Annotated in this window: 16 protein-coding genes; 7 read left to right on the forward strand and 9 right to left on the reverse strand. The window is 46.8% G+C overall.

The genetic code is table 11. The annotated features are described in order from the left end of the window. Positions 1 to 46 precede the first annotated feature (46 nt). A complete protein-coding gene (locus ACYVEA_RS17715) occupies positions 47 to 733 on the forward strand; it encodes a CAP domain-containing protein (RefSeq protein WP_461114764.1) in 687 nt (228 codons plus the stop codon). A gap of 32 nt (positions 734 to 765) precedes the next feature. Here the strand turns inward: ACYVEA_RS17715 and ACYVEA_RS17720 are convergent, their stop codons facing one another. After that, the gene (locus tag ACYVEA_RS17720; protein WP_461114765.1) at positions 766 to 2,343 is read right to left on the reverse strand and encodes a M81 family metallopeptidase; all 1,578 of its coding nucleotides are present in this window, start codon (positions 2,341 to 2,343) and stop codon (positions 766 to 768) included. 333 nt (positions 2,344 to 2,676) lie between these two features. On the opposite strand from ACYVEA_RS17720, the gene ACYVEA_RS17725 reads away from it, so the two are divergent. The 5 genes from ACYVEA_RS17725 (at position 2,677) to ACYVEA_RS17745 (ending at position 10,045) form a co-directional block, all read left to right on the forward strand. Further along, on the forward strand, positions 2,677 to 5,385 hold the full coding sequence (locus ACYVEA_RS17725) for a DUF5686 and carboxypeptidase regulatory-like domain-containing protein (RefSeq protein ID WP_461114766.1): 2,709 nt from the start codon (positions 2,677 to 2,679) through the stop codon (positions 5,383 to 5,385). A 235-nt stretch (positions 5,386 to 5,620) separates the two neighbouring features. Next, the gene (locus tag ACYVEA_RS17730) at positions 5,621 to 6,541 is read left to right on the forward strand and encodes a metallophosphoesterase family protein (RefSeq protein ID WP_461114767.1); all 921 of its coding nucleotides are present in this window, start codon (positions 5,621 to 5,623) and stop codon (positions 6,539 to 6,541) included. 94 nt (positions 6,542 to 6,635) lie between these two features. After that, entirely contained in the window at positions 6,636 to 7,127 is a 492-nt protein-coding gene (locus tag ACYVEA_RS17735; RefSeq protein ID WP_461114768.1) for an MOSC domain-containing protein, read from the forward strand. 500 nt (positions 7,128 to 7,627) lie between these two features. After that, positions 7,628 to 9,298 (forward strand): sensor histidine kinase, encoded by a 1,671-nt coding sequence (locus ACYVEA_RS17740; RefSeq protein ID WP_461114769.1) that lies wholly within the window; start codon positions 7,628 to 7,630, stop codon positions 9,296 to 9,298. A gap of 6 nt (positions 9,299 to 9,304) precedes the next feature. Continuing rightward, positions 9,305 to 10,045 carry a LytR/AlgR family response regulator transcription factor gene (locus ACYVEA_RS17745; RefSeq protein WP_461114770.1) on the forward strand — a complete coding sequence of 247 codons (741 nt, stop codon included), beginning with the start codon at positions 9,305 to 9,307 and terminating at the stop codon, positions 10,043 to 10,045. A 7-nt stretch (positions 10,046 to 10,052) separates the two neighbouring features. On the opposite strand, the gene ACYVEA_RS17750 is transcribed toward ACYVEA_RS17745, so the two are convergent. From ACYVEA_RS17750 to ACYVEA_RS17780, 7 genes are all read right to left on the reverse strand, one after another. Beyond that, positions 10,053 to 10,835, reverse strand: coding sequence for a peptidase associated/transthyretin-like domain-containing protein (locus ACYVEA_RS17750; protein ID WP_461114771.1), 783 nt, complete (start codon positions 10,833 to 10,835; stop codon positions 10,053 to 10,055). Between the two features lie 97 nt (positions 10,836 to 10,932). Next, on the reverse strand, positions 10,933 to 11,595 hold the full coding sequence (locus tag ACYVEA_RS17755; RefSeq protein WP_461114772.1) for an HAD family hydrolase: 663 nt from the start codon (positions 11,593 to 11,595) through the stop codon (positions 10,933 to 10,935). A gap of 108 nt (positions 11,596 to 11,703) precedes the next feature. After that, a complete protein-coding gene (locus tag ACYVEA_RS17760) occupies positions 11,704 to 14,121 on the reverse strand; it encodes an endonuclease MutS2 (protein ID WP_461114773.1) in 2,418 nt (805 codons plus the stop codon). 120 nt (positions 14,122 to 14,241) lie between these two features. Beyond that, on the reverse strand, positions 14,242 to 15,453 hold the full coding sequence (locus tag ACYVEA_RS17765) for an AGE family epimerase/isomerase (protein ID WP_461114774.1): 1,212 nt from the start codon (positions 15,451 to 15,453) through the stop codon (positions 14,242 to 14,244). Between the two features lie 77 nt (positions 15,454 to 15,530). Further along, positions 15,531 to 15,791, reverse strand: coding sequence for a hypothetical protein (locus ACYVEA_RS17770; RefSeq protein WP_461114775.1), 261 nt, complete (start codon positions 15,789 to 15,791; stop codon positions 15,531 to 15,533). A gap of 116 nt (positions 15,792 to 15,907) precedes the next feature. Then, complete coding sequence (locus tag ACYVEA_RS17775; RefSeq protein WP_461114776.1) at positions 15,908 to 17,659, reverse strand: RagB/SusD family nutrient uptake outer membrane protein; 1,752 nt, start codon at positions 17,657 to 17,659, stop codon at positions 15,908 to 15,910. Positions 17,660 to 17,756: 97 nt separating this feature from the next. Further along, positions 17,757 to 21,053: a SusC/RagA family TonB-linked outer membrane protein gene (locus ACYVEA_RS17780; protein ID WP_461114777.1), complete on the reverse strand. Its 3,297-nt coding sequence runs from the start codon at positions 21,051 to 21,053 to the stop codon at positions 17,757 to 17,759. A gap of 338 nt (positions 21,054 to 21,391) precedes the next feature. Between ACYVEA_RS17780 and ACYVEA_RS17785 the strand changes: the two genes are divergently transcribed. Beyond that, on the forward strand, positions 21,392 to 23,020 hold the full coding sequence (locus ACYVEA_RS17785) for an NFACT RNA binding domain-containing protein (protein WP_461114778.1): 1,629 nt from the start codon (positions 21,392 to 21,394) through the stop codon (positions 23,018 to 23,020). 63 nt (positions 23,021 to 23,083) lie between these two features. On the opposite strand, the gene ACYVEA_RS17790 is transcribed toward ACYVEA_RS17785, so the two are convergent. After that, the gene (locus ACYVEA_RS17790) at positions 23,084 to 23,548 is read right to left on the reverse strand and encodes a VOC family protein (protein ID WP_461114779.1); all 465 of its coding nucleotides are present in this window, start codon (positions 23,546 to 23,548) and stop codon (positions 23,084 to 23,086) included. Between the last annotated feature and the right edge of the window lie 5 nt (positions 23,549 to 23,553).

Genomic DNA, 23,553 nt, shown 5'->3' on the forward strand with positions numbered 1-23,553 from the left:
TTTTGGCGATATGAAGTAAGTTGTATGTTCAGTCAAAAACTCAGCTATGAACTGGTGGATAGTACTTCAGATTGGTCAATGGATAGCTCATGTAAATAGCCCACCAACTGGTTATCTGTTACGTGACGACGTTTTTTTTGCTCAGTTTTCCAGTCAGCAAAGGCTGGCATTAGATAAACCAGATACCCTGTTATTGGACATTGCTCTCTTTCAGGCAACTAACGAAGCCCGACGACAAGCTGGTTTGCCCATTCTGCACTATGATCGTGCTTTGTATCAGACCGCCCGAAATCATGCGGAGTCGATGATACAGCATGCTTATTATGGGCATGAAAATCTCTATAGCTTATCTGAACTCACGCTAACCAAACGTGTCCAGTTGCAAACAAAGAAGTTTGGCCGGATGGCCGAGAACATAGGACAATACCAGACTATCGTTACGCCTGAGTGGTTTGGGGTTCGGTTTAATGCGCACGCCCATCGTTATGAGTACATTGATCCGGAAACTAAACAATTATTTGAATCTCACACCTATGCGAGTTACGCCCGATATGCTGTAGTTCAGTGGTTAAACTCGCCCCATCATCGGGCAAATTTGCTTAATCCGTCGTATACGCATATCGGGTGTGCCGTCCAGTTGTCACGTCGCCCATTTCAGGAGCGCCAAGCCCCGTTTGGTCGTTTGGTGCAAAACTTTGGAGCATTACAAGAACCGACACAGGCAAGTCGATAAGTTACTTTGAGAATCTAAACTACGATTGACGGCTATTTGGGCTCGCCGGATACGGGCACGAACTGAGCGGACAGATCTGGCTTTTTCATGTCTTTATCGAAAGGAAACATAGGGCGCTTAATGCGTTTGTAGGGGAGCCGGAATAAATCCTGATCGACTCCACCGGGTGTTAAGGCCATAATCCAGTCGGCCTGCATCGCGTATAATTCTGGTTCGAGATAGCCAATCTTTACAACAACAATATCAGATTTTCGGGGGCTAAGACCCAGGTTGGTGAAATCCTTTTCCTTATGATAGGGCTTACGTTTTTGGGTAACGATAACATGCACACTTCCCACTTTCACAACCACTTCCACCTCGGCGTCTTTGTCGCCCTTGACAATCGACTCCACTGTGCCTTTAAGCGGAACCGGCGGGGCAAAACGGTGGTCTACAATCGCGCCTGCTTTGCCCTCAACGGTTCCGCCGACACCCGCAGCAATCGCCTTTTTTACCAGTTCCGGGTCAGGAATTGATGCATAAATTAACGAAGGGCCATCCGCCCGCTGAAACTCCGGACGAGCGAGTAGCTGAGTGAGCGTCCAGGTCACGTCGCCCGCACCACCTGCCGTCGGGTTATCGCCGGTATCGCTTATGAAAAAAGGATGTTTTTGGCTGGCAAAGGCATTCGTCAGGCATTTTTCCAACGTACCGGTTGGCGCTACAAAATCAAACTGGTTGCGTACGCTCCAGAAATCCAGGGCCAACTTCTCGGCGGCCTGAGTTACTTTTGTCTTATCATCACCGGTTACCATCACAACGGCGTGATTGCGTGGTTCATCCGCCCAGGCATAGCCTATCCATATGGCCGCATCGACAATTCCATCCTTATGATCGGCAATGGGTTCCACTTCGTGATAAAGGCTTTTGCCTGGCTCGATGCGCGTACTTGTTTTTTCGCCTGGCAACAGAATGGGTACGGGTATCCAGGCTTTATAAGCTGGTTTGCCTTTCCCGGTTTTCAGGCGCTCCAGCAGATTCGCCACCGCTCGCTCCTTGGTTTGCATCGCATCTTCATGGGGAGCCATTCGGTAGCAGGTAATCAAATCAGAGTTTTGGGCCAGGCGCCATGATACGTTACCGTGTAAGTCCATTGACGTGGAAACGAGAGTCTTGAAACCGATTACTTTCCTGATTCGGGTCAGGAAATCGCCTTCGGGATCGTCCAGGCCGACAACGCTCATAGCCCCATGTATATCAAAATATAACCCATCGTAGGGACCATACTTTTTGAGCGAATCCAGCGCTTTGTTGACCAGTGATTCGTAAGCCTCCCGGGTCACAGCTCCACCAGGCAGGGATTTGCCCACGACGGTAGGGAGCCAGATGGCCTGTTTGCGCAGGGGCGATATGGCCATCATAAATGGATAGGCATTGAACACCTCAGGCCCGTAGCGCGCATGGAAGGCTTCTTCATGGGTAACGGCCGGAGAGAATGTACTGGATTCGATGCCTAAGCCAGCTATGGCGACTCGGGGTAAATTCGTTCCTCCAGCACCATTTGTCGATTGGGCAAATCCCGAATTAATAACAAAAAAACAGGCCGCAAACCATAATATGCTATGTTTCATGGCCACAATTTAAATCATTCGGTAGAGTAGGCAAGCATTTTTAGACTTTTCATTTGAGCCAGCTGTCGTTTGATACCAGGTCTTTCGCTCAGAGCCGTGCCACGGTTTATAATGACGCTCGATGAACCGTGGCACGGCTCTGAGCGAAAGACCTGGATACGTTTATATGTTTTTAACAACTCGCTCAGGCAACGCTTCCGATTTCGTTCGCATCTTGCTGATGATGAATCGTTTTAACCATTTGTCGTTAAAATTCTGCCAATGATTGAAAAAATAGGAAAGACGGTTCGTTTGATGAGTACATTCGCAATGCTGCTTCAATTACGCTGCTTAATGAAAAACGCTATACTGATTTTATTTTTTGCCCTTTATTCGACAATAACCAGTGCACAGACGGGTCTGCGTGGTACGGTCAAAAATGCGCAGGGTGAAGCGTTGCCGTTTGCGGCTGTGATCGTAAAAGGAACCGAAACGTCGGCCCGGCCCAAAGGAACCATTACCAATGCTGAAGGGCGTTACGAAATCGCGCTGGCACCGGGTAAATACGAGATTGTGTTTCAGTATCTTGGTTTTCAGACGATTCAGAAGCCTGCCGAAATTGCAACGGGTTTTACTACGTTGGACGCTACGCTGGAAGAGCAGGCGTTCCGATTAGCCGAAGTGCAGACAAAAGCGGGCAACGAAGACCCCGCCTATACCATCATGCGCCGTGCCATTGCCAAGAGCCGATTCCACCAGTTGCAGGTACAGCGGTTTAAGGCGCGGGTGTATACAAAATCGTCGTTTACAGTGATCGACCTGCCCAATCTGGCCGAAATGGCATTCCGGAAGCAATTGAAGGAAGCCGAAAAGGAGGCCAATTTTAAGGTGGGCGTGCCGATGCTAAACGAAACGGTAGCCGAAGTCTCGTTCAGTCAGCCCAATACGTTCCGGCAACGTATCATTGCCAACCGAAACTCGCAAGGTGATTTCTTGAGTCCCAACCAGTTTTACAACGCCAGTTTTTATAGCCCCACCATTGCCAATACGGTGTCGCCCCTGTCGCCGAAAGCGTTTGCTTATTATAAATTTGAGTATAAAGGCACCTTTCGGGAACCTGGCCCGGATGGAAAAACAGTGGAGGTGAGCAAGATTCAGGTTATTCCAAGGCAGTACGGCGAGGGCGTGTTTCGTGGAACAATTTACATTCTTGAAAACACCTGGGCCATCCATAGTCTGCAATTGGAAACGGTCAATAACATCGGGGTTTCAATCACGGTTCGGCATGTGTGCAGCCCGATACAAGGCGTCTGGATGCCCACGAATCAGCGCTACGAAGGGAAAGGTTCATACCTGGGCGTGAAGGCCACAGGCTATTATATCCGCAATCTGACATTCAGCGAATTTGTTGTCAATCCGGCCTTCGTGGAAGATATTGAGGTGACGGATGAGAAAAAAGCGCCACCGGCTAATACGCTTTCCAGGAGTGATATTAAAGGCAAGCCGCTCGATGACCTCGTGAAAAAACAAAAGGAGTTCTCGACCAAGAACTTACGTCAGCTTGTCAAGGAATATGAAAAACAGGAGAAAGAAGCGCGCAAAAAGCGGAAAGAGGACGTAGCAGTTGTGCGTGATGATTCATTGGTGATTGATTCACTGGCGCGAAGACGCTCGAATGTCTTCTGGGATTCACTACGTTCGGTGCCGCTGACAACGGCCGAGATCAAAAGCTACCATAAAGCCGACAGCTTGGGTTTAGTCCGTGAAATCAAAGCGCCGGGGACGGTTGATACCACCCGACGCGACAGTACTAAGAAGAAGTCACCCAATAAATTCTCCGCCGGGCAATTGCTGAGTGGCCATACGTGGCAGTTGAACAAGCACAGCGCGCTGATTTATACCAGTCCTCTGGCGCGGATAGAATACAATACGGTGGAAGGATACACGCTTGAAGGAGCTTTGAATTTTCGGTACCGGGCGAAAGTCGATTCAATTAGTCGGTTCCGGCAAATTGCCCTTGGTGAATGGAATATTGGCGGTACGGGCCGGTATGAGTTTGGGCGGAAGCAGTTTGTGGGCTATGGACAGGCGAGTTATCAATACAAAGCGACACGTATCGGTTTGTCAGGCGGGCGGTATTTATATCAATTTAATCTGGACAACCCAATCAGCCCGTTTCTAAATTCCCTGACGACGCTGCTGTTTGAGCAGAATTTTGCGAAACTCTATCAAAAAGATTTCCTGAATCTGACCGTTACGGCTTCGCCCTTCAAGAGCCGAATCACGCTGGCTGGTAGTCTGGAATACGCGCAACGTAGTGAACTGACGAATTATAAAGAAGACCTTTCTCCCTGGATCAACTGGAAAAATCGCGTTTACACGCCCAATCGTCCAGATAACGAGGAAGTAACGACAACTGCCTTCCCAACCCACAATGCGCTGATACTGAACCTAACGGCTTCGGCTCGGCTTCAGGCAATGCAATACACGATTCGCAATGGCAGACGCATTGCCCGGCGCGACAACGAAAGCCCGCTGATAACCCTGAATTACCGTAAGGCTATGATAGATACGGACTATGATTTTCTCCAGGCTAGTATCAGTCACTCGTTCGAGACGGGTATCCGTAGCCGGCTCAATTATCAACTCAGCGCCGGAACATTCCTGAACGACCGAAAATTGTATTTTCCTGACTTTAAGCACTTCGCAGGCAACCAGTTTTTCTTTCAGCAGGGCGATGTGGTGTCGAGCTTCCGGCTGTTGCCTTATTATCAATACAGTACGGGTCAACGCTTCGCTGAAGGGCACGTATTGGCGGAGTTTCGCAAGTTTTTCATTACACAGCTAACCCTTATTCGGTTGATTGGTCTGAAAGAAAACCTGTTCGTTCATTACCTCTACACACCCAGCTCGAAGCATTACACCGAAGTTGGGTATGGTCTGGATGGCATCATTCCGCAGGTGCTTCCCTTCTTCCGGGTGGAAGTTATTTCGCAGTGGCAGGACGCTACGTATAAAGGGGTAGGCTTCCGAATTGGTACAACGTTGAAGTTTGGGCGGTAAGTCAGAACCGGGATTTAGCTGATTTAGAGATTAATCTGATTTTGCCTCAATTGGCTTTCAAGGGAAGCGATTAACAAAATCCTGAAAATCCTTAAATCAGCTAAATCCCGGTTCAGATTGGCTATTTATGAATAAAGGGCTGTGAATGTATTAATTAGCTAACAGAACCATAAAATAGACGTAACAGACTCATCGCGGATGAAGCCTTACTTTGCGTAAACCAACATACGCATGCATGAATCGTCGGGACGTAGTAAGACGGGTGGGTGCGGGCTTCGCGGCTCTTTCTGTAACTAATCAACTCATTGCTCAGCAAGTACCATCCAAACAACGGGTGATGCGCATTGCCCACCTGACCGATGTGCACATGCAGCCACTGGTTGGCGCGGCCAAAGGCTTCGAGAAATGCTTGCATCATGTTCAGGGAATGGTGGACAAACCCGATTTGATTTTCAATGGGGGGGATGCCATTATGGAAGCCCACGGCCGTGGTCAGGACAGCGTGAAGCGGCAGTGGAAAATGTACCAGAACGTGCTGCGTAGTGAAAATGCAATGCCCATTGTGAACTGTGTTGGTAATCATGACATCTGGTGTCGGGAAGAAACCCAGGCCTCTTTTCACGATGGTCGGCAATGGGCGATGGACGAGTTGCAAATGCCCAAACGCTACTACAGTTTCACACAAAATGGCTGGCACATCATGGTTTTAGACAGCGTACAGCCCAAAGCTGATGGGAGATGGTATACGGCCTGTCTGGATGAAGAACAATTTCACTGGCTGGAAACTGACCTGAAAAATACACCCGCCGAAACGCCGGTTTTGGTGGTGTCTCACGTACCGATCCTGGCGGCCTGTGTATTTTTCGACGGGCAACGTTTCGCGGGCGAAAACTGGAACGTACCGGCTCGCTGGATGCATAGCGATACAGTACGTATCACTGACCTTTTTAACCGTTATCCTAACGTAAAGGCCGCCCTCAGCGGCCATATTCATTTAACGGACCGGGTGGACTACAATGGTGTTTCCTATTTCTGCAACGGGGCCGTCAGTGGAGCCTGGTGGTTTGGCAAGTACCACCATACCGCAGCGGGATATGCCGTAGTGGATTTATTTGCCGATGGGACGGTGGAGAACAGATACGTGAATTATGTCTGAATTCGAAGTTTTGTGATTAGTTCGACTGCCTATGATTTTGTGCTTTATAAATCAGGGCAATCAAACTAATCCTGAAAATCCCGGTTCAGACGATATGCAAAATATAAAAGATCTTTTCGACGTATTTCCCCGCACGGGCCGGGTGGAGTGGATCGGCATTAGACCCGAACGGCGGGAACCCGTACAAGTCGTACAAACGATCACGGTTACGGAGAAAAAAGGCATTCTTAGCGATCATTACAGCGGCCAAAGCGGTAATCGTCACGTCACCCTCATTCAGGCTGAGCATCTTCCCGTGGTGGCTGCCCTAACAGGTCGCGACACACTTGATCCTGGAGTGCTACGTCGAAACATCGCTGTATCGGGGCTAAATCTACTGGCCCTGAAAGACCACCAGATTCAGATTGGTGATGTAGTGCTGCAAATTACGGGGCAGTGTCATCCCTGCTCGAAAATGGAAATTGCGCTTGGCCCTGGCGGCTACAATGCTATGCGCGGACACGGTGGCCTGACTGCAAAAGTGATAAAAGGCGGGACGATTCAGGTGGGAGATACCATTGTTGTATCCCCCACCGTCGTCTCCTAATTAGTAGAAAAAATGCGCCAGTAAAATGGAATGATCTAGTAGGCTATTAGTATGAAATACGGTAGTATGTTTTTGACTAAAGGGAGAGCGACTGGCAGCTCTGTGTGAAAAGTAATTATGTTTCTATATGGATACTTAAGTTAAAGTTAGTAGTGTATAAATTCATTTATTGAACAGTGTGAACAGTAGCAGAAAGCGCACTAACAAGCTACGGACAAAAGATGAATTAAATGAGCCACCTATGTTTTTCGTTTTGGGCCTACTCAAATTTGCTTTATTTGGCGCTGAATGGCAATAGCACCTTCGCCAATCATCGGCTTTTTCTTGTAGAATAGTACATTTTTCTTGTGGGGAAATAGTTTGAGAAACCCCGGCTGTTTTCTTAAATTTGGTACGTACCGCCAGTCAGTATACCTCTTTTGAAAACTTTCTCAATACCTCGCTTGGGCTCTTGCTTCCGGTACATATTCGTGTTGTGGATATGTGTTTCAGGCGTGAGTATGGCGCAAAAAACACCCCATTTGCAGGTCGATCCTGACAGAATACGGAGAGCCAGAGAAGTAGAGCAGGAAGCCAGGCAGCACCACGATCCACGGTTATTGGCCGAAGCCTGGTACCTGTACGGAAAAGCGTATGTTTTTGCGGCCGACTATCTTACTGCGCAGAGTTATTTTTTAAAATCACTACGTATTCACGAACCATTAGGTAACTCTTTTGAATTGAGTCGGTTGTATGTGCGCCTATGTGAAAATGAACAACGATTAGGCCATGTAAAACAGGCATTACACTACGCTGCTCTTTCCTTACAGGTTGCCCAACGTATTAAGTTGGAAAAAGACCTGGCTTTGATACGTTCCTATGGCGCGTTGGCCCACATTTATGAAACGCTGTGGAATGGGCAATTACCTGGCAGGCAATCGGATTATAATAAGGCTCTTTTCTATTACACAAAGCGAGAGTTCCTGTCAAAAAAATTAAACGATACAGCGGGTATTGCAGAGGTAAGCCTTGAATTAGGGACACTTTTTACGCGGGTTAAAGATCCACGGGCAATCGATTATCTCGAAAAGGCACTCCATCTGTTTACGCTTAAAAATAAAGATGGTATCCGGGTAAATACAATGATTCATCTGGCATCAGCTTACTTGACGTTTGGCAAGCCTGAACGAGCGATTCAAACACTGGAAAAAGCTGAAAAGCTATATGTCGGCAAAAAGATGAATGAATATGACATCAACCTGGTCATGGAAGATAATTTCGTCAACTATTACGAGACGTCACGATTGTGGAAACAGGCTTTTGAGCACTTGCGGAAGTTTAATGACTTAGAAAGAATCAAGCTTCTGGCCGACCGCGACGGCGCAATTACCCGCCTGAGTGTGGAGTATGAAACTGAAAAAAAAGAAGCTATTTTAAACGCCAAGAATCAGGAGATTGCCCTAAAAAACCAGACTCTGCTTACACAGCGACGCTTCACGTATGCTGTTTCTGCTTTATTGATAATGGCATTGGGCATGAGCATCGTTTTCTTTCGGCTCTATCGTAAAAATCAACGTATCAGTCACCGCAATGAAGTGCTACTCAAGGAGCAAAATCACCGTGTCAAAAATAATTTACAGATAGTTTCGAGCCTGTTAAACCTGCAAGCCAAGCGACTGACAGATGAAGTCGCTAGAAAAGCGGTTGAAGAAAGTCGCCTTCGGGTGCAGTCAATGGCCATAATTCACCGAAGACTATATGATGGAGACAAATTAGCCGAAGTCAATCTTGATGAGTTTATAAAAGAATTGACCGCCGGGGTACTGAAGGCGTTTGGTTATCTGTTTATAAAATTAGAGTTTGCCATTGACGACATTAATCTTTCTGCCGATAAAGCAATTTCACTGGGGCTAATATTAAACGAATTGATAACCAATGCCTGTAAGTATGCATTTCCAGATAATGAATCGCCTTTTTTGTGCATTACATGCTACCTGAAGCATAATAAAATAGAGCTTACGGTTGAAGACAATGGGCCTGGAATAGAAGGGGGCATGATTACCAAAACTGATTCATTTGGAATGACGTTAATTCAGGCACAGGTCGATCAGCTTTACGGTACGTATCGGTTCCGTTCGGGTGAAAAAGCAGTAGCCAAAGGCACTACGTTTATGATGGAATTTAAACGTTAAAATGGTATGAACTCGCTGAAGATCCTGATTGTAGAAGATGAAACCATTACGGCAATGGACCTCAGCGAAACATTGCAGGAGGCTGGTCATAGCATCACTGCCATTGCCCGTAATCTGGATCAGGCCGTGAAGGCTGTTAAGAGTCATCTGCCGGATTTGGCCCTGATTGACATCGAGTTGAAAGAATCCACAGGCAACGGTATTGCTACAGCCAGAGCACTTCTTGCCCATCACAGGATGCCGATCATTTATCTGACGGCAAATTCTGAGCCTCAAACGTTTCATTTGGCTAAAGAGACCTTTCCGGCCGCTTATTTGCTTAAACCCTTCCGACAGGAGGAATTAAAGTTGCAAATTGAGTTGGCGTATTATCAGTATCAATATAACCTAGCCCCCACTGCTGAGGCCGTCGGTTCCGATTACCTGTATTTGCCGGTGGATAAAGGCTACGAAAAAATTGCCACCGATGATGTGCTTTATTTAAAAGCAGATGGGTCGTATGTAAAGCTGTTCCTGGCGAGCAAAATAGTACCCTACCACATAAGCACAAACCTGAGTCATCTGGCACAGTATTTTTCTACCCCAAATTTCTACAGATTGTCGCGCTCTCTGCTCATTAATCTGGATCATATGGAGCGCCTGGAGAGTAATTACCTGTTTATGGTAAATCATAAAACACCAATCCAGATTCCAACGGCCAGTCGAAAGGAGCTTATGAAAAAGCTTACGGTTGTTAGAACGAAATAGGTAGGATCTACTGTCGTTGCCTGGGCGTTGATTGATTCGGATCGGAGGAAAGCTTGCTGGGGCGATTGAATCCGTTTCGGTAGCGGGTACGCAGTTGCTGAATGGTATTAATGAGATCGTAGTCTTCTACTTTGAGAAGATACTCATCGTCAAAATCGCAGAAATCAAAGAAGCGGTCTATCTCATCGGCTTTCAAATCGGTTGATTGTTCAACCATCAGCCTGAATCGTTCGAGCGCCAGCGCATGCCGCCGATCCTGCTGCATAATATAGTACGCTTTTCGGTCCGATTTGGGTCTTTTTCCAAACATCTCATACAATAACGTTACGCCTGCGCCATCGGCCAGTCGGTCGAAAGCTTGCTCGCCCGTTACTTTTTTCGATGCTGTCGGCTCATCAAGGATCTCCTTAATTTCACGTTTTACCTCTTCGTAGCGCTTACCCGTAACGGTAACTTCATCAAGATCAACCACCCGATAAGGCATGGGCGGTAACGCGCGGGCAACGATTGTTGGATTCTCTCCGCCGTCGTAGCGAATGCCGGTACGGTTATAAAGCTGACTGGTTAAAATTAATGAATCGCCCGGCTGAATCGTCAGAAAAAAACGTCCCGTAGCGTTTGTACGGGCGCGTTGCCGGGTGCGCTGATTCACGACCGTAGCGCGGTCCACGCCCTTTTTTGTTGTCTGATCAACGACTGTTCCAATAACATACTTTCCCTGCGCCCACACATCGCTCGACCAACAGAAAGCGGTTATCAGGAGCAGCGAAAAGATAACATAATGTCGCATATCAACTTTTAAAACAATCCGTGCCACGGAGTATACTCGTGGCACGGTCATTATTGTAAAATTACGCGTTTCATCGGATCAATACGTAGCAAAGGCGTTAAAAAACCTTAACCAGCCGTTGTGCCCGGTCGAGGCTCATTTCCGTGAAATCCCGGATTACATCATCTACAAAGGGAGCTAACTCATCAGGCGATTGGGTGGTTGCAACACCCACTACGTTAGCTCCTGATGCTTTCGCGGCTTGAATGCCGGTCATTGAGTCTTCAAAAATGACGCAGTCGGCTGGTTCGACGCCGAGCAGCGCCATAGCTTTCTGGTAAATTTCGGGGTCGGGTTTCGGATGGCTAACCATGCTCTCGTTTAACAGCGCATCGAAGTATTGACGAATATTGAGCGCATCCATAACGAAGTCAAGATTCTCTACGGGTGCCGATGTGGCCACCGCCGTGCGAATTCCGGCATCTTTCAGCACTTGTAAAAACGCAACGATTCCCGGAACAGGTGTAATAGCAGCGCTGTATAATTCCCGAAACAGGGCTTCTTTTTCGTTACTCAACCGCACGACTTCTTCAGATGTAAGCGCCTGATCAGGAAATAGATGGGCTACTATATCGGAGTTGTGCTTGCCTGAAACATGCTGCACAAAATCATCATCACTTAACGTTTTTCCGTTGCGCTGATAATATTCACGCCAGGCTATCCGGTGATGCGGATTCGTATCCACAATAACACCGTCCATATCAAAAATTACTGCTTTCATAAGTTGGGTTTGAACACAGAGAAACGGAGGATGCACGAAGAAAACAGAGCTATTTCTTTTTTGTGTTCTTCGAACATCCTCTATTTCTGTTTCTCTGTGTTTTATAAATTATTTCATTTTTACAATCGTTACGCCCGCACCACCCCGGTCGGCGTGTTCGTCTTCCATTTTACTGACCTGCTTGTAACCGCGCAGATGATTACGCACGAGTGTCCGCAGAATACCGTCGCCTTTGCCATGAACGATACGTAGCTCAGGATAACCAAGCATCAGCGCATCATCGACAAAACGATCGACTTCACCCAGCGCTTCTTCGCCCCGCTTGCCCCGAATATCGAGGTTGAAACTGAAGTTCTGCATCTTCTCATTGATGTCTACCCCCTGCGAACGTGGTCGGTCGTCCCGGACTTCGGTAGCCTCTTTAAACGTCTTCTTGCTGACTTTTTCGAGCCGATTAAGTTTGACATTTGACTTCAGATCACCGATACGTATTTCAGCATCTTTTCCGCGCATCGCTAACACTTCACCGATCGTATTCTGGCCCACGACCCGTACATAACTCCCGACCGAAATGGCTCCACTGTCCTTCTCAAACTCCTCTTCGGGCTGTTTAGGCGCTTCAAGGACCAGTGGTTCGGGTTTCAGTTCTTTCTGCTCAAACCGTTCCAGTTCCTGCCGAATCTGTTTGGTTGGTTCGCGCTCGGCTTTGTTTTCTTTTATCTCCCGAATGGTGCTTTCAATACGTTGGTTAGCCTCCTGCACCAGCGTTTTAGCTTTCACCTTGGCATCGTTGATCAACTTTTTCTGGTCATTGTCCAGGCGAGTTTTCAGAGCGGTATATTCGGCGAGTTGTTGAGCCAGCTTGCGTTGATTGATGCTTATTTCGAGGTTCTTCTCGGAAAAAACACGCTTTTCAATGTCTAATTCCTTTAGCAGTTTCTCGAAATTCACCTGTTGATTGCCCAACTTATCTTTAGCGCGGTCGATAACGCCTTTGGGCAAGCCAATTTTCTGGGCGATTTCAAACGCAAATGACGAACCAGGTCGCCCAATTTCCAATTGATAGAGCGGTTCCAGATGTTCGCCATCGAAACGCATGGCCCCATTGATGAGACCCGGTGTTTTGTCGGCAACAACTTTTAAATTGGTGTAGTGGGTATTCACGACGCCGTACGCGCCCGATTTATTTAGGTCTTCCAGAATCGACTCCGCAATGGCACCACCCAGTCCCGGCTCCGTACCCGTCCCGAATTCATCAATAAGAAACAACGTTCGCTTGTTGGCACCGATCAGAAACTGCTTCATCGCTGTCAAATGCGACGAGTACGTACTGAGGTCATTTTCAAGCGATTGTTCATCACCAATGTCAATAAACAAGTTCTGAAAAACGCCCATTTCAGCATAGTCGGCCATTGGAACCAGCAAGCCGCATTGCAACATGTACTGTATGAGACCAATAGTTTTCAGTGCTACCGATTTACCTCCGGCATTGGGTCCAGAAATAATCAGAATACGGGCTTTCTCATCCAGTCGAACGGTAAGCGGCACAACGGTCTTGCCCTGTTTTGAGAACGACAGGTATAATAATGGGTGACGTGCATGGGTCCAGTTTACGAAAGGCCGCTCATGTAATTTAGGCATGATAGCCTCTAGCTCGATCGCCAGTTTTGCTTTCGCTCTGATGAAGTCAATCTGCGCCAGAAAGTTGACGGCTCGTTTTAAATCCTCTAAATGGGGTCGAACCTGGTCGGTGAGTGACAATAGAATGCGATAAATTTCGCGTCGTTCTTCGTACTCCAGCTCGCGAATCTCGTTGTTCATGTCGAACACCTCCGCCGGTTCCATAAACACCGTCTGACCGGTCTGTGACTCGTCGTGGACGAATCCCTTAATCTTACGTTTGTGCTCGGCGGCAATCGGAATAACGAGCCGTCCGCCACGCACCGTCAGCGAAAGGTCGTCGGGAATCCAGCCATTTTGGCGGGCCTGGCGCAAAATGCTATCGAGTCGTTTACGAAGATTAGCCTGTTCACTAATAATTCGACGACGAATACTGGCCAGTTCGGATGAGGCCGAATCCCGGACATTACCCCGGTCGTCGATAACGCGCTCAATGGCATCCGTCAGTTTTTTATCGACGCCCACCGGTCCGGCCAGTTCGCGCAGGAAAGGAAAATTGTTATCCTCCTCTCGTTTGGCAAGAAATCGCAGACAGTCCTGAATCGTCCGTAAAGCCAGTTTAAGATCAAAAAACTCAGCTTCCGTAAGGGCTAACCCTTCAACACGGGCACGATTTAAATGAGGTCGAACATCGATATAATTACTGTTTGGGAAATCAGTTTCGTATTGAACAATCTGCTTGAATTCAGTCGTTTGACGTAGCAGCTTGTCAATCAGTTGGGCATTGTCCGTAAAGCGAATTTTATCGACATAGTCCTGTCCCAGCGGACTAACACAGGCGTCTTTTAGCCGTTCACGGATGGTATCGAAACCTAATTTATTTTCTAAGGTATTGGGGTAAAGCATTATGTAGAGCCATCCGTATTGGCTGGCTGATGGAAAATAGCTGATAAAGAAAGTTTATTCAGAAACAGCGTCGATAGGCGTCTCTATATGAATAACATTGAGTAAGGGCTGCGGGTTCGGTTACCGCAAATGCTCTATACGTTCGAGCATTTCGAGGCAGGAACGACTATTGTGGTAAGGGCATTTCCACATGCTGATTTTATCGTTGCCAAGTATCTTATGATCACCACTGACGCCACTGTACCATTCGCCATTTTTGAGGTCGAGCAAGTACTTCTTAATGAAATCCCAACTAGTTATGGACTTATCTAAGAACTGTTTTTCGTGCGTAAGTTGATAGGCATTCATGAAGCCTACCATCGCTTCGGCCAGTACCCACCAGGAGCGTTCTTTATTTAGATGGCCATCGGGTTCAAGTTCATAATTCATACCGCCGTCACTGGGGTCAAAGCCCGTAGTGGCAGCCCGTGCCATTTTTATCGCTACGTCCCGAACCGTTTTTTGCAGTGGTTTATCGGCTGGATTTTTAGCTGCCAGTACGTCGGCGGCCTCTGGTAGGAGCCAGGAGGCCTCAATGTCGTGGCCGTAAGAAATCGCTGTTCGCCTGATTTTCCAGTCGTTATCCATAAAAAGGTTCATACGGTAGCTCTTCGGATCAATAATATGATCCAGAAACATATGAAGCATGCCACGAATCTGATCGGCCACGGATTTATCTGGCCAAACGCGATGTAAACACGTAAAAGCCTCCAGAATGTGAAGATGCGTGTTCATCGTTTTGCTTTCCTGATTATCGTACTTACTGATAATGTAATCTGTCGCCGGTGACCAGTTCTGAGCCAGCGCTTCTACAAAACCGCCTTTTTTAGGATCATACGCGTGCTTCACCATATGCTGAAACTGGTCTTTTGCCAACGATAGAGCAGGAGTAGAGCCAGTCGCGAGAGCGTATTCGCTCAGTCCGTAAAGAGCGAAAGCTTGTCCATACAGATGCTTAAGCGGGTACTTCGGCTGGCCTATAGCATCGACCGACCAATAGACTCCACCGTATTGAGGATCAACGAAATGTTGCTGGATGTACTGAAATGCCTTGTCGGCTGTGGCACGGTAGTCGTCGTGTTGCGTATGGCGAAGGGCAGCCGAAAATGTCCATAGAATCCGGGCATTCAGTACAATGCCTTTATCGGCTTTAGGGTCGGGCTGGTTCTGATAATTGACCCGACCATAGAAGCCATCATTTGTAGGATCAGGGGCGTAGCGCTGCCAGTAGGCCAGAATATCCTTGTGTTCCTGCCGAAGCTCGGCACTGAGTTGCTTTAGGTCAGCGTTCATAAAAATTGTATCCTCGCCTTTTTACTTCTATGAAGATGAAAAAGGCGAGGATACAAAAACTACTGTCTTATCGGCTATTATTTACGGCTCCCATTACGACTGCTGCTGTGTCCAGAGTGACCGTGACCACCGCGTTCTTCAGCAAGTTCGCTTTTGGTTTTTGTATTTTCCTGGTGATCATCTTCTGGTCCCTGCTTACTTTTATTAGAAGGCTGCATGGTTCGTTCTCCATTTGGTCGATCTTTACCCGTATCATGAGCTTCCTGATTTCGGGTCCGCTTATGATTAGCCTGCAAGTCTTTAGACCCCGGCTGGTCTGTGGTTTTGTGATTAGCCATAACGTTGTCTAGTTGTTGTGTAGGCTAATAACCAAGTGGAAATGCATATTGTTCTTACAACAAAAGGGCCACTCTGATACGTATCAGAGTGGCCCTTTTGTTCTTGATTAATCGAATTAATACCCTGGATTTTGCTTCAGGACATCTTTACCTTGATAGTCGATCTGTGTTTGTGGAATCGGAAAGTATTCATCCCGACCCGCCGTAAACTTAGCTCCTGAATATCCTGTTGGTAGTTTCACGCTTTCATAAGCCAGGAACGCATTCAGCGTAGGAGCAGCAATACCCCAACGAACGAGGTCAAAGAAACGGTGACCTTCACCCGAAAGCTCCAGCTTGCGCTCAAACTGAACCGCTGTCCGGGCAGCCTCTTTACTAGCAAAGGCCGTGGTGTACGTACTGATTACATAGTTTGCTGCATTCTTGCCGTCGGCTGTTTTTACCCAGGTAGCTGCATTGGCAGCACGGGTTCTAACCTGGTTGATGTAGTTACGAGCTGTTTCCAGGCTACCTACTTCTATCTCAACTTCAGCGGCCATCAACAACACATCAGCAAAACGAATAATGTTGTAGTTAATCGCAGAGTAACCATCGGTCCAGGAGCTACCATCGGTCAGGCTTTTATCCTGCGAGCGGTAATAGACAAACTTTTTAGGCGAAAACGGTCCGGCGTAGCTCTGATCACGAATCCAGTCAAGACCTGGGTGAATCTGCCAATCTAAGTAGGGAATACCCCGGCGGCCTATCGACCAGTCCAGACGTGGGTCAACTGGACCTGCATCTGGTATAAACGTTGTTTTCGAATCGATACCCTGATCGTTCTTTAATTGATTAGCACCTGTGTTGTAAGAACCATCCAATAAAGGCAAGCCTGTAGCAGTAACCCGGAATGAATTAGCTAATTCGAAGCTAGGAGCGAAGAATCCGCAGCAACCAGCAGGCCCATTCGACCCTGTGTTGTAAGGAAAATTCAAATCCAGCTCCTGAGCAGAGTTAGATACATCGCCCGTATTAACGGCGGCCTGAATAGCAAAGACCGACTCCTGGGAGTTATCTTTTGCCGCATTAAAAATGTCCGTATAATTTTCTACCAGACCGTATTTCTTACCATCGCTGGTTGTGCCACTTGCGATAACCTGGTCGAAAAGGGTCTTAGCCTCCGTATACTTCTTTTGATACAGATACGTCTTGGCTAGATAGGTGGTTGCGGCCCACTTATTTGCGCGACCAACTGCACCCTGTGTTGCCGGTAAATTATCGACGGCAAATTTAAAGTCCGCTTCAATTTTTGGCCAGATGTCGGTAGTATTTGTAACCTTTTCAATACCTGATCCATAGTCCAGCGTTTCATCTATATAAGGCGCCATATTGAACGAACGTTTTAGTTCAAAATGGTAATGAGCCCGTAAAAAACGAGCTTCTGCCGTTATACGTGTTTTGTCGGCTGCTGTAAGGTCAGGACCTGCCGAGGCCAGCGCACGGATTGCCGCATTGGCTCGGCTAATGCCTTCATACATGCCCCGCCATTTATCATTGATATCACCGTTGGTTGGTAAAATCTCATAACGCTGGAAGGTGTTAAAATTTGTATTGCCCCCACCATCACCAGAGTTAGAGCCTTTATTAGCCTCCCCCCCCGATACACTGCCGCGTACCCAGTTGAATGAGCTGGCAGCTCTTGAGAATCCCCGTCCATTTAATTGGGCATACGAGGAGATAAGTAAGGCCTCGAGCCCAGCCTTGGAGGTCGTCTGGCTTAGAGCTAACTGACCCGTGGCTGGTACATCCAGGAATTTGTCACTACAGGCGAATGAAACCAACGTAAGCATAGCTGCGGTTACAGTGCCTTTTGTAATAGGATTTTTCATAGTGCAAGTTGACTAAGAAATTAAATGATTATAGTTCTTTTAATGACAGGATGATCGAGTTATAAGAACTGCTCATCCTGCCTTATAGTGATCTGGTTTAGAAGCCGAAGCTTAAACCAACATTGTAGCCCCGGGTAACAGGGTAGTTGCCAATATCAATCCCAAAGTTCTGGTCAGCTGAACCACCAACAGCCGGATCTAAGCCACTATATTTCGTGATTGTGAATAGATTGGTTGCTGAAAGCGACAGTCTCAACCGGCTCAGATTAAGACGATCCAGCAGCGTAGCAGGGAACGTATACCCTAAGGTTAAGTATTGCATACGACCGTAAGAGCCATTTTCCACGTAATAAGAATTAGCTACCTGATTGGTGCTGAAATTAGACGTGTTTTCAAAAATTGGCACTTTCGTGTCAGTATGGGTTGGCAACCACGAATCTTTCACCCGAGCACTAACAGCTGCCCCTGGAAAAGAAGGGTAGAAGTCAGTATACCATTTTGAGTTGTTAAAGATTGAATTACCCAGCGATGCATACACCTGTGTATTCAGGTCAAAGCCTTTGTACTTAAGTGTAAGCGTTATACTACCCGTAAATTTCGGAATAGGACTGCCAAGGTATACGCGGTCGTCGTCATTGATAACTTTGTCTCCGTTCGTATCCTGATAGCGGAAGCGGCCTGGAGCAGCTCCACTTTGCGAAGGCGCAGCAGATACTTCTTCCTTGCTGTTAAACAAACCGACAACCTTATATCCATAGAAAGAAGAAAGGTCATGGCCTGGCTCATTCCGAACCACAGGTGTGCTCAAACGTTGACTACCCGTAGTATTGTAGAAGAAGGGAACCGATGGAGCAATACCGGTAATTTTGTTATCCAGTATGCTACCAACTGCTGTAACTTCATAACTAAGATCGTTCGTTACGTTACCGCGATTGGTAATTAAAAGGTCGATTCCTTTATTACGCATACTCGCTACGTTTACATAAGGTGCATTGGCCCGCACACCCACTACGCCTGGAAGTGCCAATGGGTAAAGCAGATCTTTCGTGTCTTTCTGCCAGAAATCAAGTACAACTTCTAACTTGTTGTTAAAGAAGGATCCATCAACGCCAATGTTAGACGTAACGCTGGTTTCCCATTTAGCGTCGGGATTACCGATTTGACTGCGGTAATTTCCTGACTGTACAGCTGTGTTGGCGCCCGTAATGTCGTAGCTGTTCGCTGCATTGGTACCATACAATGTAAGTTGGTTCGTTGCACTCAGGTAGTTAGAGTTACCCATCAGGCCATAACCTCCCCGAACTTTTAAGTCAGATATCCAGGGTAAATTCTTCATGAATTCCTCCCCTGAAAGGCGCCAGGCTGCCGAAACGGCTGGAAACACACCATAACGGTTGGACGGTCCAAACTGCGAAGACCCATCACGACGAATAACGCCCGTTAAAATGTATTTGTCGTTGTAGGTATAGCGAGCCTGACCAAACAGTGAATAGAAATTGTTTCCTTTTCCATAATAACTGCTTACGGTACGGGTGGCGCCCGGCGTAGTTGTACCGATGGTTACGTAGTTAGGATCGGTTATGGCTGGGTTTAAGCCAGAGCCGCTAATTCCCCGACCATTGCCTGTATTTAATGCTTCAATACCTGCCAGGACACTAATGTCATGAATACCAAATTTCTGCTTGTACTGGGCGGTATTGGTGAAAGTCCATGCCAGTCCAACATTGGCTCCTTCGTTGTATACATAGTTCGTATTATTCTCCGAGTTTTCGTACTGAGCCCGGTTATACGAGTTACTGTAATTGCTGAAATACGTACCACCAAGACTACTGCGGAGTGTTAAAGCTGGAATAACATCGTACTCCAGATAAGCATTACCAAAGGCAATAAGGTTGTAATTGAGGTTATCCTTAGCACCTATACGGTTAGCCACTGGGTTACGCGCATTATTGAAACCGGATGCCGCTGTACCCGCATAGCCACCAAACACGTTGTAGACCGGAATGATTGGCGCCTGACGGAAAGCCAGCAGGATGTCGTTTTCGTCATTAGCAACGCTGGAGTTGTTGTTCGTGCCATTGCCCAATGTACTACCTGTACTACCCTGTAGCCCTGTAGTTGATACATAAGCAAACTGAATATTCTCACCGAACCGCAGTTTCTTGGTTATATCAAACTCGGTATTTACTCGGAAGGTATACCGGGAGAAATCATTGTACGTTATGATACCTGCCTGTTGCTGCATACCTAAGCTTAGGTAGTAACGGCTTGATTCTGTACCGCCCGAAAAGCCCAGGGTATGGCGCATCAGCGGGGCAACGCGGGTAATTTCTTTATACCAGTCGGTGCCTTGTTTGTTGGCTGCAATGACGTTGTAAATAGCGCCGTTGGCAGGATTAACATTATAGTTAGCTCGCTCAGCATTTAAATCCACTGCCGATGCCGCTAATCCTGTTTGTTTACCTACCAATAGATAATCTGGTAGAACAGGTGTTTGTCCTGTTCCATACTGACCGTTAGCGATACCAGTAAAGCTATCAGGACCAACCGCAGTACCGGACTGATACAAATCGTTTCGGCGAGCCTGCCAGGTCCAGTCAGCCTGCTCCTGTGGATTCAGGATCTTCTGGCCATGTCCTGGATCTGTCACACCATATAAGCCGTCGTAGCTAATGCTCAGTTTTTGTGCCCGCCGTTGACCTTTCTTGGTCGTCAATACAATAACGCCAGAAGCGGCCCGTGCTCCGTAAACGGACGCAGAGGCAGCATCTTTTAAAACAGTGGTTGTTTCAATATCATCTGGAGCGATGTATTGGATGCTCTGCGTGGGTACACCATCTACTACGTATAGAGGCTGGTTACCGCCAAATGATCCAAATCCCCGCACCCGAACCTGGCTGGTAGTACCTGGCTGCCCGTTTGTAATAACGGTTAACCCGGCTACGCGGCCCTGTAGCTGCTGCTCAACGTTCGTTGACGGAACAACCTTTAATTGGGCTGGTTTTACAGTCGAAACAGCTCCCGTTACATCCCGGCGGTTTTCAGTAGAATACCCCGTTACGACTACTTCACTCAGCGCAGTAGCATCATCTTCGAGTTTGACTTCTAACACTGTACGATTACCGATTGCAATTTCCTGCGTTTTAAAGCCAATAGCAGAAATAACAAGAGAGGGGTCGCTACCTCGTACGCTCAATTTAAAGTCACCGTTGGCGTCGGAAGATGTTCCTGTCTGAGTACCTTTCAGTACAATGTTAGCACCAGGAACTGGCCCATCGGCACCAGTAATTTTCCCGGTTATCTGACGGTCTTGGGCAGAAGCAGTTAAGCTCCAAAGCAGCAGGGCTGCCCCAAAACAAGCGGTCTGCAGAAACCTGTAGAACGATGTTTTCATGAAGATTAGGTTGGTTAAAATTTGTTAAAACGGATCAATATTATGCCGTTTAAATCATATTTCAAAAAGAAATTTTGATAATCGTATTGAGGTGCTATAATTAAAATTTGGTTAATTCTTGTTAAATTGCAATTATTATATTGTTAATAAATTAATAAATATTTGATATTCAATGAGTTGTCTGCAATTATAGGCTGTATGGCTAGAATTAATCTTATTTTTTGTTGATACTTTTCTACTGAAATTCGATGTTTTTTAATGAATTGCCTAAGTAGTTACGGAGGTACTTTTACAGGATTATGCACACTAATTATTATTTCCTCAGACAACTTGCCCCAGTGCTTAAATCGCACTTAGTAAGTAGTTTTACCAAGTTAGAAGAAGGGCCTATTAAGCTCGATCCAAGCCTCCGGTTTATGGAGTGTTTTAGTCAGGACCGCGATGAAATAGTTCTCGTTTTTGCGCAGGCTAAGGGTAAAATCAATTATTACAAACCCTTTTATATTAAAGCAACTCTACGGCCAGATTTCTCTGGATTGTTGTTTCCCGAGACGGTGCAACGGGCTCGTACCAACAGTGTAAATCTGTTCGAAACAGTAGTTGGAACAACTGGTGAGGGACGGGTTGTCGTTGATGTTCGATCCTTTCAGAACGAACGCTGTTTAGCTATTCTTTTAGAAGACGATTTCTTGTTATTGTTCAAATTCTTCGGAAATCGTCCTAATCTGATAGCCTACCAGGGAAACCATGTTATCGATCTGTTCAATCAGCAATTGGTAGCCGATGAGCAGTTGATGCTCAATACGTTCGACCGGCCAATTGATCAATCTTATGAGGCTTTCAAACGGGCTGATTTTGACTACAAAAAGTTATTTCCCACGTTTGGGAAAGTAGTGAATAGATGGATTGAGGAGCAAAAAGCACAGAGTACACAGCAGGGGGCGGATGACCTCTGGGCCATTATTCAGAACGTACTACGTCAACTTGAACACCCTCGTTACTATCTGACCCGGCTCGATCACAAACCCGCCCTTAGCTTATTGCCACTGGGTGATATACAGCGAGAATTTACGGATCCTCTCGAAGCGTCCAGCCGTTTCTATATTGCTTACAATGGATTAAATACATTCGAACACGAAAAGGCAAACCTGTTCCGATTGCTGGAAAAACGTAGGAAACGGGCCGTTGCACAAATTGAGGCATCTATGGAGCGGCTTGTCTTGCGTGATGAGGGGGCCAGTCATGAGGAGATGGGGCATATTTTGATGGCTAATTTGCATGACGTGCCTCAAGTGCCGGGCTCCAAATCACCTGAACGTATTACCCTATACGATTTTTATCGTGACCAACCGATTACGCTGAAGCTCAAGCCTGACCTCAGCCCGCAGAAAAACGCCGAGAATTTCTACCGCAAAGCCAAGAATGAAAAGATTGAAGAGCAACACCTATCTGATCAGATTGTCATGCGTGAAGCCGAGTTGATACGTATTGATCAACAGAAAGCGGATTTAGAGCCAATTATGACGCTGAAAGAACTTCGCCGTTACATCAAACAACACAATCTACTGGTTGATTTGGCGGATCGTCATACCACGGCTACTGGTGATTCTGCTCCCTTATTTAAGGAAGTGATTCAGGATTCGTTTCGTATACTGATCGGGCGGAACGCTAAAAATAATGACCTGCTCACGCAAAAATTTGCCTACAAAGAAGACCTCTGGCTGCATGCCCGCGATGTTACAGGCTCGCATGTGATTGTGAAGTACCAGGCTGGTAAACCATTTCCGAAGAACGTTATTGAACGGGCTGCTGAGTTAGCCGCCTGGTACTCCAAACGTCGAACCGACAGTTTATGTCCAGTCACGGTGACGCCTAGAAAATATGTCCGTAAGCCTAAAGGACTGGCCGAGGGCCAGGTATTGATTGAGAAAGAGGACGTAGTAATGGTTGTGCCAAGAGGAGAATAGCGAGTCGGGGCCAGTAGCGTTATCGTTGTGACCAAGTTGACTTGGCTACGTCTGTGCCCTCAATTAATTGCTGACAGTCTCGCCTTTTGGTTTATCCTGATTCAGTTCGAACAGATACCCATCCAAATCGGAAAAGTAAAGTTGAACAATACCATCGAAACGTACTTGCCGATGATAGGGTATGCTCTTGGCTTTTAAATATTGCTCTGATTTATTTATGTCTTCTACAAACAACGCAAAGTGACTACCATTTTTGTCGTGTGTTATTTGCTCTGTTCGGCCATCCAGAAGGTGAACCTGCTGGCCATTACCAAGATCGAACCAGGCCCGGATCGCTTTTAAATTGTCGGGAACGGCCAATGGCTTAAGACCGATTACATCGCGATAAAAAGCAGCACTCGTTGGTACGTCTTTTACATGAATGGATATATGATTATGACGGGTGACACCGAGTTTATCCTGTCCAAAGACCAGGCCAGACGTTGCTATGCCGAGCGTGATCAATATAAGCGTTATTACTTTTTGCATGAATG

It is taken from the genome of Spirosoma jeollabukense, from assembly GCF_054777855.1.

Coding starts and splice junctions, on each gene's coding strand:
- ACYVEA_RS17715 (WP_461114764.1), top strand. CDS start 47: ATGAACTGGTGGATAGTACTTCAGATTGGTCAATGGATAGCTCATGTA.
- ACYVEA_RS17720 (WP_461114765.1), bottom strand. CDS start 2,343: ATGAAACATAGCATATTATGGTTTGCGGCCTGTTTTTTTGTTATTAAT.
- ACYVEA_RS17725 (WP_461114766.1), top strand. CDS start 2,677: ATGAAAAACGCTATACTGATTTTATTTTTTGCCCTTTATTCGACAATA.
- ACYVEA_RS17730 (WP_461114767.1), top strand. CDS start 5,621: ATGAATCGTCGGGACGTAGTAAGACGGGTGGGTGCGGGCTTCGCGGCT.
- ACYVEA_RS17735 (WP_461114768.1), top strand. CDS start 6,636: ATGCAAAATATAAAAGATCTTTTCGACGTATTTCCCCGCACGGGCCGG.
- ACYVEA_RS17740 (WP_461114769.1), top strand. CDS start 7,628: ATGGCGCAAAAAACACCCCATTTGCAGGTCGATCCTGACAGAATACGG.
- ACYVEA_RS17745 (WP_461114770.1), top strand. CDS start 9,305: ATGAACTCGCTGAAGATCCTGATTGTAGAAGATGAAACCATTACGGCA.
- ACYVEA_RS17750 (WP_461114771.1), bottom strand. CDS start 10,835: ATGCGACATTATGTTATCTTTTCGCTGCTCCTGATAACCGCTTTCTGT.
- ACYVEA_RS17755 (WP_461114772.1), bottom strand. CDS start 11,595: ATGAAAGCAGTAATTTTTGATATGGACGGTGTTATTGTGGATACGAAT.
- ACYVEA_RS17760 (WP_461114773.1), bottom strand. CDS start 14,121: ATGCTTTACCCCAATACCTTAGAAAATAAATTAGGTTTCGATACCATC.
- ACYVEA_RS17765 (WP_461114774.1), bottom strand. CDS start 15,453: ATGAACGCTGACCTAAAGCAACTCAGTGCCGAGCTTCGGCAGGAACAC.
- ACYVEA_RS17770 (WP_461114775.1), bottom strand. CDS start 15,791: ATGGCTAATCACAAAACCACAGACCAGCCGGGGTCTAAAGACTTGCAG.
- ACYVEA_RS17775 (WP_461114776.1), bottom strand. CDS start 17,659: ATGAAAAATCCTATTACAAAAGGCACTGTAACCGCAGCTATGCTTACG.
- ACYVEA_RS17780 (WP_461114777.1), bottom strand. CDS start 21,053: ATGAAAACATCGTTCTACAGGTTTCTGCAGACCGCTTGTTTTGGGGCA.
- ACYVEA_RS17790 (WP_461114779.1), bottom strand. CDS start 23,548: ATGCAAAAAGTAATAACGCTTATATTGATCACGCTCGGCATAGCAACG.